Genomic DNA, 11814 nt, shown 5'->3' with positions numbered 1-11814 from the left:
TGTCTAACATAAACGCTCAAATTATTTAACACCTTATCTTTGATAATACAGGTTAAAGTTTGCTGTCTATTTTTATCCTTTGCGAACATTAAAATATTCGTATCAACAGATGCAGTATCAAAGATTTGTGTTCCTCCAAAATCAATTAATACTAAAGGGTTTGTTTTTTCTGCAAAAAACTTACGTAAACTTTCACCATAACCCGCTCGCATCCACTTGTTAGAGGTTATGAAAGTTAGTAATCCCTTATTAGTTAAAATTCGATGTCCTAATTCGTAAAACAAACTGTATATATCTCCTGTGCGTGCAAAAGTCTCGTAACCTATTTTCTCTAATGCATCGCTACTTGCACCCATTTTTTGCAATTGAATATAAGGCGGATTACCAATAATTGCATCAAAACCTATAAAATCTCCCTCGTCATTTAAAACCTCTGGGAATTCAAAACGCCACTCAAAAGCATTTTCATAAATTTTGTTGCTTTTAATTTCTTGAATAAAATCTTCTGCCTTTTTAATTTTAATTTCAATGTCTTTCTTGTCTTTTTGTTGTGCTTTGGTTAAAGTCGTTTCAAATAATTGGTTAGTTCCATACTTGGTAAAGTGTTCTGCTTTCCATTTTTGTAGCGATTGACTTTCTTTACTGTTTTTATTAATTTCCGTTTTAAAGTCGGTTTTAATCTCATTGATGAGGTTTTCTAACTCCCTTTTTTCTTCTTTACTTTTTGCATTTCGATAATTTGAAACAGCATTTTTATAATCATCGATAGAGATTTGCTTCCCTTTTAATGCAACTTTCAAATCACTATCTAAAGCAAACCTACTGATTAACGAGTTCCCGTTTTTAATGTTAATATCAATATTCGGTAGCGTTTCTAATTCTGTTGCATTTTTATAATATGCATTTTTCAATAATTCTATCCATAAACGTAAACGGCATATTTTTACAGAATTTGGATTAATATCTACGCCAAATAAACAGTTCTCAATGATGTGTTGCTTCTCATTAAATAATGTTTCCTGAATGCGCTGGCTTTCTTTATTTTTTGGATTGTATTCAAAAAGATGTCCCTCTTCGTCAGTTACAATCATTTCATCATTTTCAACCTCTACATCATAATATTTTAGCAATTTACCATCCTTATCTTGAAGAATTTTCAAATCACTTTTAATAGCAATTAACTCGTTTAAAGCTGATACCAAAAAATGACCAGAACCAACAGCAGGGTCGCATATTTTTACGCTATTTACAATCTGGTTAGCTTCTTTTTTATCCTCAATTTTATTATATAGTTCATCAAATTCTACACAAGTCCAGCCTTTTATATCATTAAATTTTTGCACTACCGTTTTGCGTAGTGTTTCACGGCACATATACATAGTTATCATTCCTGGGGTAAAGAATGAACCATCTTTGTAGCCATTAATTTTTTCGAAGATTAAGCCGAGAACAGATGCATTAATTAAAGTTTTGTTTTCTTCTTGTATGGCTTCAGACCCCTCACTACTAAAATCGTAAGCATTTAAAAATTCAAAAAGATAGGCCAAAGTGGTTAAACTACCTGTCCGCTTTTTACCTTGTTCATCTTTTAATACAGTAGTTGATAGAACTGGAATGGTTTTATCATCCTTTAAATTACTGATGAAAAGTGTCTGATGTTCGATTTCAGTTGGTTCAAAAAGAGAACTGTTCAAATAAGGAACTTTTTCAAATAACTTTTTTACATCTTCATTTCTGTTTTCATGTTTAACCGCTAATACTTGAAAAAATAAACTATTTAAATCATCATATTCTTTTATCCTATCTAAGTTTAGGAAAGCATAAGATTTATCGCCTTTATGATAAGTTATTAATTGAGCTTCTAGAAGTTTTAAAAACAGAATTCGATTTATCCAAGTAATGTTTAATCCGAGTGCTACATTAAACAAGCGTTCTTGATGGGTTTCGCCATAAATAAATGCCTTACTTAACCTGCTAATTTTATCTAAACTGTCTAGATGAATAATGGTATCTTCTAAAATAGTTCCAGAATGTCGTTGCCCATCTTTATTTCGCTCTATTAAGCGTTTACCACCATCTTTAGTTTCAACTAAGCCGATGATATGCAATAGCTCACTGTAGAAACGTTTATCTAATGTATTACTATCGTTTGTAAACGGCAGTTTAAGTAAATGCTCAGGAGAAAGTAGCTTGAATAGCGCAATAAGTTTGTTATCATCTTCACTATTATTATTGGTTACAATTTTTTTGTAATCTCTAATATCAAAGTGAGTAAACTCAATTTCGTCTGTTAATCCATCTATAAAAGGCTTTGCTATGTTCGAATAAAATAAATCAGTTGTACTTCCAGAAAGCCGATTATTTTCAAAATCTTCAAACTGTTTAACTAAGCTTTTGTTTTCTGCAAATAAGCGTTCGAATGTTTTAGCATTGAAAATGTACCACTCGTAAATATTAGTAATTACTAGGTTCTTAACTTCTAAATTTTTATGTGTTATCCGCTCTCTTAAATAGTACAGCACCAATTCTTGAAATGCCTTAGTGTTTAACTTAGTTACACTAACCATTTCTGATTTATTAACAGGACTTTTTGCTTCGATAATTACACCTACAGAACTCTTTGCTGTGTTACCATTATGAATTACTAAATCATTTCTGCCTTTGGTATTGATGAAGTTATTTGGCTCGTAATAGGTTTTTTTCATAAAATCACTTACGATGTTTTTATGAAACTCCTCGCTTTCCTTATCATTAATCCTATCTAAAAGCTGAATTAGATTTGCTTTGAAAAGTTCTATGTCAGTTCTATTTGGTTTTACTTTTAAGAATGCTTTGTTAATCGCTTTACGAGGGTTCAGTTCTTTTAATTGCATCTAAGTTTTTTTGAGAGGGTTAAATTACTTCTTTTTGTTAATATCCTAAACTAATACAATTTGCCTAGCTTAATTCAAGATATTTAAATTAACATATTACAAGCAATTTGAAATACGGTTTCCCGTAAAGATGATAAATTGATTATGATTATTTTAAAACGTTTATTTAGTCTAACATTATAAATAGATTTTCATGATAATTGCAATCTAATGAGTATTATTCAAAAGAATTCTTTACTTTTCACTTTGAGAAAATTTTCTTCATATATATCTAACAATACATAAATATTTGAGGAAATCACCAATATTGACATGCTCCAGCCAATAAAAACGATAGAAATATCAAAAATAATTAAAGAAACAACAACAAAGGGAAGTGCGCCATTATTTACATATGGCATAGATGACAATACTTATTTTGTTAAGACTACAAACCAAAAAAATCCATCCGCAGAAATTATAAATGAACTACTATGTGGTTATTTTGCTCAATGCTGGTCATTACATGTGCCTGAATTTTGCCTAGCAATGATTTCTAAAGAAGTTGTTGATAGCTATTTGCAAGGCATTGAAAAAATGTCTGACTTTTATAGCCCTAATTTTTATGAAAATATATTGTTTGGTTCAAAGCAGGTATGGTCAGCAACTGAACTGGAACAATTTATAAATGTTTCTAAAAGAGATTTGAAACTATTCTCAAATCCAATGGATTTTCTTAAAATTGGAGCATTCGATTTATGGGTAGGAAACAAGGATAGAAAGCCTGAAAATCCAAACGTTTTGATTGGTAGTGAGAATGGTTTATTTGATTTTCATCCCATTGACCATGCCGCTGCATTTGCATATTTAACTAATTATAAAGAAGTTAGAGAAGTTTTATTACATATAGAACCGAAAAATTGCATATTATCAACTATATTAGCTAAAACAATTAGTAGCTTTGTAACTCATGAAGACATTAAAAACCTTAAAAATGACATCAACGATTGTATAAACAATACAATAGGAAATCTTGATTTTATTTTTGACCAAGTACCAAGTAGTTGGGGTCTAGGTAAAAAATCAAAAGAGCATTTAAAATCTTTTTTTTCCGACGAAGCTCGAAACAAAACAATTATTGAACATTTTTTGTCTTATTTAAAATAATGAAAAGTTTTTACAGCATATTGAAATATGTAAATAATCCTCTTAGCAATGAAATAATTGCTTTAGGGCTTGTTGTTATTGCTGATGAACAGGTTTATTTTCATTTGTCTCATCAAAAACTTGAATTGGCGAAAAAGCTAAATCCTAAAAATTTTAAACTTTTAGAATTTTCTCTAAATAACTTTAAAAGTTTTGTTAAAAAGGAAACCGTTGATGAATGTATGTTTTTGTTTAAATCAGAGAAACATCTAAATAAACAATTTCTTCATAGACTTTACGACTATAATAATGGAATTCTGCAGTTTTCAAAGCCAGAGGCTATAAATTCTGCCATCTCCTATAATACATTTCATGATTATTTTAGAAAATTTATAGGAGAAGAACTTGTTTTTGAAGAAAAGGAAATTGTATCAAACTTTAAAAAAGTAATCGAGAAAAAGCTTTACACTCCCCTAAAGGATGTAATTGATATTGATTACACTCTAAAGAAAAAACAAATAGAAACGTTATTTTTTGATTTTCATTTTGACGGGCTAGGAGTTAACGGAAGTCTTTATGCCGCTAAAGCTATTGATTTCAATTCTAACAGACAGCTTGGTCAAATTAGAAATGACATTAGTGACTTTGAAAGTGTTATTGAAAGATTGAAAATACTAGCTGTTTCAAAGGGATTATCTAGTGACCATAAATTTTGTTTGATTGTAGATCCATACAAGGGCAATAAAATCTCCTATAATGATTTGTATAACATCTTAAAAAAAGATAATATGCCCTTATTTGATATAATGTCTTCTAAAGAAATGGATAAATTTGTCAATATAGTAATAGATAAAAAGGCACGTAAATTTTCTGAAGAATTAAACTTAAATATTCAAAATTAGAAAGGCTGAAATATGCCTTTTTACTTTAATAACCTACCCTGTAATTCCATCAACCTTTCCTTATTTTCAGAACCAATATAGCTTTGCGTTGATTTGATATCCTCATGCCCTATGACATCTCTAATCGTATTGATTGATGCCCCTAAATCATGCATCATTGTGGCGAATGTATGGCGTGCAAAATAAGTACTTATATCAGAGGTAATCCCTAAACTCGTTGCTATCTTTTTTAATTTCATATTTACGGTACTAATGCTAGAACGTATTTTTCTTTGTTCAACATCTTTTGTAGCACCCCAAGGTACAATATTGAAAATGTAATTATTTCCAAGTTTTCTGCTTCCATGAGTATCGATAATAGATTGAATTTTTGGGTTTAGAAAAACCCTTATCTGTTTATCTGGCAATTTCGCAGAAGTCTTTTGACGAATGAAATAAAAAGCATCTCCTTTTATATCCGACCATTTCAATTTAAAGATGTCGTAGAAATTCATACCATTCGCCACGTACGAGAAAACAAACATATCCCTTGCAAAAATCTCACTATCACTATCAGTTTGATAATTTACAATTGACATAATTTCCTCATGCTCCAAAGGGCGTTTAGCACTTCTTGATTTAGGAATGATATATTTTCCTTTACCAAATGGGTTTTTTGAAATGTGGAGCTCACCTCTTTCTACTAAAGAATTAACTACAGCTTTAATTCTGGTTAAATACATATTAAGGGTGGTAACAGAATATGTTTTAATCAGTTTTTCTTTATTTTTATCGATAATGTAGTTTGTCCCAATTGCCCATTTCTGAAAAGCCTTCAAATAATCTGGTGAAAGATCTCTTACAAATAGGCTTTTTGATTTTTTCTGGTCTAGATTAAAACGTTCTATTAAATCAGCAGCTTGAAAATACAATCTAGAATTAGCAAAATTCTCCTCCGTTTTGAGTAAAGTTGCTTTTTCTCTTATGATATCAAGTAAGTTGTTTCTATCTCCAGTATTCCTAAACCTCATGGTGAAAGTATCAAAGCTGAAAACTTCTAAATCATCAATAATATCATTTGCCTTCTTAAGTAATTCATCTAATTTACCCTTGGTTTTTTTCTGATCGGCATCCAATCTAAGACCACTTAAAATTTTTGCATATTCTGCATCATCGGCACTAAATATTGTTTCAAAAAACTTGCTTTTACGTTCATGCGTAACCCTAATCTTTATAGGGTATAAAGTATTCTTTTTAGGACGTCTTTTGTCGAGGTAGAGATTGCAATTTGCCATAAAATAAACTTACGATTTTTAGAATGAAAATGTTTGCAAATTTTAAAGTGCGCAAACAATTTGCAAACATTTAAGAAATTAGATAAAATTTTGTGAGTTAATAATTATTTTAACTAATTGATAATCAGCAATAATTTTATTTTATGTGATTTTATGAAATGCTGTAAAAACGCAGATTACGTCTCTACTGATGACATAATTATTTGTTTTTAAATGTGAAGCAAAGTTACGCCATAGCTTTGTGAAAGTCAAATAATTAAAAGAGCCACGTGGTTTGCTAATTGTAAAATAATTAAGATTTTGAGCACAAATTTTAGGGCTTAACAATTTTTAATCAGGATGTTAAACTTATACTCTAATGCTTTAACGAATGGTTAGGGCATAAAAAAAGCCCCTCATTGCTGAAAGGCTCTAGTATTCCTGAAAAGTGGAAGCTTTCAGGAACGCCACAAATATACAGTTTTTCCTTTAATTTTAAATAATTGGTTTCAAATAGAACAAATTTGATAAATGATGATGAACTGAAAAAAGCGCAGTCCATATTTTAGGAAAATAAAACTTTGATTTTCAGTTATTTATTTCATAAATTGTTATAACCAAATTAAACAATTATGAAATCAGTTAAACACCTGCTTGATACAAAGCAAGCGAGAATAATCTCGGTAACAGAAAATATTTCAGTTTTAGATGCCTTAAAAGTAATGACGGATAAAAACATCAGTGCGGTATTGGTAATGGAGAACGATAAGCTTTCGGGTATTTTTACTGAACGCGATTATGCGAGAAAAATCATTCTCCACGGGAAATCTTCGAAAGATACCTTAATTAGCGAGGCGATGACCGCAAATCCCATCACGATTAGCTTAAGCGATACAATTGATTATTGCATGGAATTGATGACCGACAAACACATTCGCCATTTACCAATTGTAGAAAACAACGAAGTAAAAGGGATGGTTTCTATTGGCGATGTTGTGAAATTTATTATTGCAGATCAGAAACAGACTATTTCTCAGTTAGAAAGCTATATCAGCGGATAGCCGATTAACCATCGATTTGAAATTTAAGAAACGAAATACTACTTTGCCGTTAGGCTTGTCGTTTTATATTCGTCGGTTAATATTGTTCTATCGATATTTGGTTCACGCAGTTTTGCAATTCCGAGTTCAAATTCGATACTTGAAGTTTTTGGTTTTGCCAACGCAGCGATATGCCTAACCGTTGTACTTAAAATTCTCAAAGTAGAAAAAAACTGCCTGTCAGAGTTATAAATGTATGGCAAACTTCTTACTGAACTTAGATATTCTTGATTAGATTTTTCGCTGTAAAAATATTGCAACCTATCTAATGTCATTAATTTTTCTGTAACCATTGCCAATACCTCACTAGAAGCCGTTATTCCGTTTACGGATACAACGTTATTTTCTTTTATAACAAATTTCACACCTTCGAACAATACCGTGTGGGTACCTGGCTTATCGAAAATGTATTCTGATTTTGGAAGATAACTTAGTTGAGCTTTTTTGCTTTTAATAATACTCTTGTTAAAACTATATCTCGCATCACGCAACTTTTCAATTGCATCATTTCCATTTACTTGATTTGCAGTAATAGGAGCAACATTTTGAGCATAAGCCGAGTAGCTTAAACCCAAAAAGATAAATGTGATTGTATAGATTACCGTTCTCATAGTTACAAATCTAAAATAAAATTTAAGATAATCCTATTTTTTGTATCTGTAATACTACGGATTTTGAAGATTATTGTCAAATTGTTATTGACAATAATCAACCTAAACGACTGTTTCACATAACTTTTTAATTCTTCTTATATGTTAATTTTGATCACCTACTTCCATCTCCATTCTCCTGCAATAGTTAATGGCTCTTTTAAGTTCTGTGATTCCAAGAAAGTTTTCAATTCTTCTTCGCCTTGAACCCCTACCGGAATTTTAGGTGTATTGGCTAAAGCATAAGTTAGCATTGCACTGTATCGAACGGTATTTTTTAGTTCTTGTTCATCCACAAGTTTAAACAAATCGCCATCTGAGTGGTAGAAAGGGCCAGAATTATTTGGCAATTTACCTCCAAAACCGCCACCAGTTGGAATACCTTCTAACATAAAGGGTTGATGATCGCTATGCAGACCTGCACCTGCATTAAACAGATTTTTAAAGCCTGTATCTATTTTAACAATATCTGCACCCCAAGCGGTAAACAAATCTTTCATTTCTGCTCTTGAGGTTGAGAAACCTTTTGGATCGTTAGTCATATCGTAATTAAGCATAAACTTAACCTGATTTAAGTTTCCATCTTTTTTAGCCTGATCGATATATGCCTTTGAACCTAACAATCCCTGCTCCTCGCCCATAAATAAAACAAATTCTACAGTTCGTTTAGTTTTTAAATTTAGTTTTTTAAAAGTACGTGCCATATCCATAATGGCGAAAGAACCAATTCCGTTATCTATTGCTCCTGTTGCTAAATCCCAACTATCTAAATGTCCGCCAACTACAATTTTATCTTTTGGCAATTCAGTTCCTTTAAAAGTTGCAACAACATTTCTAGCATTGATCATTCCGGAGAAATTGGTCATTGCAATGTGTGCCATTTGAGGTTGAGATTTTAATTTTTCCTTTAGCGCTATTCCATCTTCCAAACCTATACAAACAGCCGGAATTGGGATTAGCTTACCTGTAACTGATGCCGTTCCTGTTAGTAAAACGCCATTTTTTACAGTATTAATTATAATTACACCCGTTGCTCCATACTTAGTTGCTATAGCTGTTTTTTCTGATCGATGCAGTGATTTTGTTCCAGCAGGAGAGCCTGGTAAAACACCAAGATAAATTAAAGCAATTTTACCTTTAAATTTTTCGGGATTTGCCTGATAATCTACTTCCAATCCATTTCCAGCGTCAACAACATCGCCCGTAATATCTGCACTAACTGGAGAATGAGCAAGTGTAACAGCTTTCACTTTAACTAAGCTATTTTTATCTGCACCAATTTCTACGCTGATGGTTTTTCTGCTCCAGCTTTCCACTTCAAAGGGCTGAAATTTAACTTCGCAACCATAAGATTTTAATAAATCGTAGGCATACTGTTCTGCCTTTGCTCCATTTGTAGAACCTGTTAAACGATGTCCGATTGTTTCTGTTTCATACTTAAGGGTTTGGTAGGCTTTGGAATTTTGTTGAACTTCTGCATTTATTTTATTAAAGACATTGCCGAATTTATCCTGAGCATTTGCAAATAAAGTGGCACAAATCAAAGCAGTTGAAAAAATGTATTTCATTATAAATATTTTATATGCTGAAAGTACAAATTTTAGATAGAGTTAGTATGCTGTAACGTTTATTTTGCTTTATGGCGTACTGCAAGTTAACCCAAGAACCACTTGCTTGTTATTTAAACCTGATTGGAGTGAACACGAAATGCAATGGAGTAAAACGTAAAGCAGGAATACAGTTAACAAAGAATTACCGAACCAAGCTTTTCAAAAAAAATTGAGATTTAGGAGTTATCTTTTAATGAGCCCTAAAAAACTATGCTGAAGCGTGGCTTTTCTTTTTAGGGAAAACGAGAGAAGCTACGATGCTAATCACCAAGATACTTAAAATCACTATCAATGAATGTTCGGTAGTAAAGCCCCATTTTTCTAGATACATATGCCCAAGCATTTTTAAGCCTATAAAACTAAGCAAAACTGCTAAACCCGTTTTTAAATAGTGGAATTTATGGATAATATTTACCAATAAAAAGAACATAGATCGCAAGCCCATAATGGCAAAAATATTAGAGAAAAATACGATATATGGATCCTTAGTAACCGCAAAAATTGCTGGGATAGAATCGACAGCGAATAGTAAATCGGTAAATTCTACAATTAACAACACCAAAAACAAGGGCGTAACCATACGCTTGGCATTAATTTTTACGAAGAAATGTTTGCCCTCATATTTAGGGTGAATGGAAAATATTTTGGAAGCCCATTTTACTACAGGATGATTTTCAGGGTCGATTTTATCATCTCCATCTTTGCTGAAAAACATCTTAACTCCTGTAAAAACCAGGAATGCTCCAAAGATGTAAAGAATCCAGCCAAATTTCGCAATCAATGCTGCGCCTACAAATATGAAAATGAAACGCATAATGATGGCACCTAAAATGCCCCAGAACAATACGCGGTGATAGTATTTTTCTTCAACGGCAAACGCAGAAAAGATTAATACAATTACAAAAATATTATCGACAGAAAGTGCATATTCTATAACGTAGCCAGTTAGGAATTCGAGACCGAGATTTTGCTTGTAGAGCATCAAGCTCTCTTGAAAGTTATTGGGAATGAGGGTAATGTTGTGTTGATGCCGAACTACGATTTCTTTTAAATGAGCAAAATCTTTAATTCCGTGGAGTTCTTGCCCTTCGGTTATTAAGATGAAGTAAAACCCGATGGCCATTGCCACCATGATTAAACTCATTACGCCAGCTTGTTTTAAGCTTACGATATGCTCCTTTCTGCTAAAAAGACCTAAATCTAATGCAAGAATAAGGGCAATAAATAAAAGGAAACCGATGCTAAAGATTAATTCGTTACTCATTTATTTTTTTCGTTCCGTAGTGTAGAGCACGAGTTGTTCTAATCCCGTTCTTGCTTCTCCGGCTTCAAATTGGTGTAAAATATCAAATGCATCTTTTTGATAATCCTGCATTTTTCGGTTGGCATAAAAAACACCTTCCTTTTCATTAACAAAATCTATAATCTGCTGAATTTTAATTGGATGATCTTGATGGTTTTTAACCAGATTGATCATTTTTTTACGTTCAGCTTTTTCGGCTTTATTAAGTGCATAAATTAAAGGTAAGGTTACTTTTTTCTCTTTAATATCTATGCCCAAGGGTTTACCAACATCATCGGTTCCGAAATCGAAAGTATCATCTTTAATTTGAAAAGCGATACCAACCTTCTCTCCGAACAAACGCATTTTTTCAATAGTTGCATCATCAGCGCCAGCCGAAGCCGCACCCGCAGCACAACAAGATGCTATTAAAGAAGCTGTTTTCTGTCTGATTACATCAAAATAAAGTTCTTCGGAAATGTCCATCCGCCTAACTTTCTCTATTTGTAAAAGTTCTCCCTCACTCATCTGCTTTACAGCTTCTGATACAATTTGTAACAAACGATGTTCGTTATTGTTTACCGAAAGCAACAAACCTTTAGCTAAAAGATAATCGCCAACCAAAACGGCAATTTTATTTTTCCATAAAGCATTAATGGAGAAAAAACCACGACGTTCGTAAGCATTATCCACAACATCATCATGCACTAAAGTAGCTGTGTGTAAAAGTTCTACCAAGGCTGCACCGCGATGGGTAGATTCGGTAATGCCACCACAAAGTTTGGCGGCAAAAAAGACAAACATAGGACGCATTTGCTTCCCTTTTTGTTTAACTATGTAATGGGTAATCCGATCTAGCAATGGTGCATCGCTGTGCATAGATTCTTTAAAGGTTTTTTCAAACGCTTTAATGTCTGTTGCTATAGGTTTTTTTATCTGTTCGATTCCCGGCATTATTGGAAAAAAATTGATTGCAAACTTAGGTTAAATTCCTATAAAACTTTACATTTAATAAAAAC

Annotated in this window: 9 protein-coding genes; 3 read left to right on the top strand and 6 right to left on the bottom strand. The window is 32.2% G+C overall.

The features are described from left to right. A partial coding sequence (locus H7U22_RS02130) for a DUF7149 domain-containing protein (protein ID WP_187069687.1) occupies positions 1–2873 on the bottom strand: 2873 nt, incomplete at its 3' end. Between the two features lie 312 nt (positions 2874–3185). On the opposite strand from H7U22_RS02130, the gene H7U22_RS02125 reads away from it, so the two are divergent. Further along, a complete protein-coding gene (locus H7U22_RS02125; protein ID WP_187069686.1) occupies positions 3186–4019 on the top strand; it encodes a HipA family kinase in 834 nt (277 codons plus the stop codon). Beyond that, on the top strand, positions 4019–4900 hold the full coding sequence (locus tag H7U22_RS02120) for a hypothetical protein (RefSeq protein WP_187069685.1): 882 nt from the start codon (positions 4019–4021) through the stop codon (positions 4898–4900). The genes H7U22_RS02125 and H7U22_RS02120 overlap by 1 nt, the downstream gene beginning before the upstream one ends. Positions 4901–4920: 20 nt before the next feature. On the opposite strand, the gene H7U22_RS02115 is transcribed toward H7U22_RS02120, so the two are convergent. Continuing rightward, on the bottom strand, positions 4921–6174 hold the full coding sequence (locus tag H7U22_RS02115) for a tyrosine-type recombinase/integrase (RefSeq protein ID WP_187069684.1): 1254 nt from the start codon (positions 6172–6174) through the stop codon (positions 4921–4923). 611 nt (positions 6175–6785) lie between these two features. Here H7U22_RS02115 and H7U22_RS02110 point away from each other — a divergent pair. Next, positions 6786–7214 carry a CBS domain-containing protein gene (locus H7U22_RS02110; protein ID WP_187069683.1) on the top strand — a complete coding sequence of 143 codons (429 nt, stop codon included), beginning with the start codon at positions 6786–6788 and terminating at the stop codon, positions 7212–7214. Between the two features lie 38 nt (positions 7215–7252). Here the strand turns inward: H7U22_RS02110 and H7U22_RS02105 are convergent, their stop codons facing one another. The 4 genes from H7U22_RS02105 to H7U22_RS02090 all read right to left on the bottom strand — a co-directional run bounded on the left by H7U22_RS02105 (position 7253) and on the right by H7U22_RS02090 (position 11749). Next, positions 7253–7864, bottom strand: a complete 612-nt coding sequence (locus H7U22_RS02105) for a hypothetical protein (RefSeq protein ID WP_187069682.1) — start codon at positions 7862–7864, stop codon at positions 7253–7255. A gap of 158 nt (positions 7865–8022) precedes the next feature. After that, complete coding sequence (locus H7U22_RS02100) at positions 8023–9471, bottom strand: M20/M25/M40 family metallo-hydrolase (RefSeq protein WP_187069681.1); 1449 nt, start codon at positions 9469–9471, stop codon at positions 8023–8025. Positions 9472–9721: 250 nt separating this feature from the next. Then, positions 9722–10777: a TerC family protein gene (locus H7U22_RS02095; protein ID WP_187069680.1), complete on the bottom strand. Its 1056-nt coding sequence runs from the start codon at positions 10775–10777 to the stop codon at positions 9722–9724. Beyond that, positions 10778–11749 carry a polyprenyl synthetase family protein gene (locus tag H7U22_RS02090; RefSeq protein ID WP_187069679.1) on the bottom strand — a complete coding sequence of 324 codons (972 nt, stop codon included), beginning with the start codon at positions 11747–11749 and terminating at the stop codon, positions 10778–10780. Positions 11750–11814: the final 65 nt, after the last annotated feature.

The organism is Pedobacter fastidiosus, assembly GCF_014306625.1.
GTDB lineage: Bacteria > Bacteroidota > Bacteroidia > Sphingobacteriales > Sphingobacteriaceae > Pedobacter > Pedobacter fastidiosus.
Note: the sequence above shows the minus strand (reverse complement) of the source record. Positions and strands in the feature narration are given on the sequence as shown.

Coding starts and splice junctions, on each gene's coding strand:
- H7U22_RS02125 (WP_187069686.1), top strand. CDS start 3,186: ATGCTCCAGCCAATAAAAACGATAGAAATATCAAAAATAATTAAAGAA.
- H7U22_RS02120 (WP_187069685.1), top strand. CDS start 4,019: ATGAAAAGTTTTTACAGCATATTGAAATATGTAAATAATCCTCTTAGC.
- H7U22_RS02115 (WP_187069684.1), bottom strand. CDS start 6,174: ATGGCAAATTGCAATCTCTACCTCGACAAAAGACGTCCTAAAAAGAAT.
- H7U22_RS02110 (WP_187069683.1), top strand. CDS start 6,786: ATGAAATCAGTTAAACACCTGCTTGATACAAAGCAAGCGAGAATAATC.
- H7U22_RS02105 (WP_187069682.1), bottom strand. CDS start 7,864: ATGAGAACGGTAATCTATACAATCACATTTATCTTTTTGGGTTTAAGC.
- H7U22_RS02100 (WP_187069681.1), bottom strand. CDS start 9,471: ATGAAATACATTTTTTCAACTGCTTTGATTTGTGCCACTTTATTTGCA.
- H7U22_RS02095 (WP_187069680.1), bottom strand. CDS start 10,777: ATGAGTAACGAATTAATCTTTAGCATCGGTTTCCTTTTATTTATTGCC.
- H7U22_RS02090 (WP_187069679.1), bottom strand. CDS start 11,749: ATGCCGGGAATCGAACAGATAAAAAAACCTATAGCAACAGACATTAAA.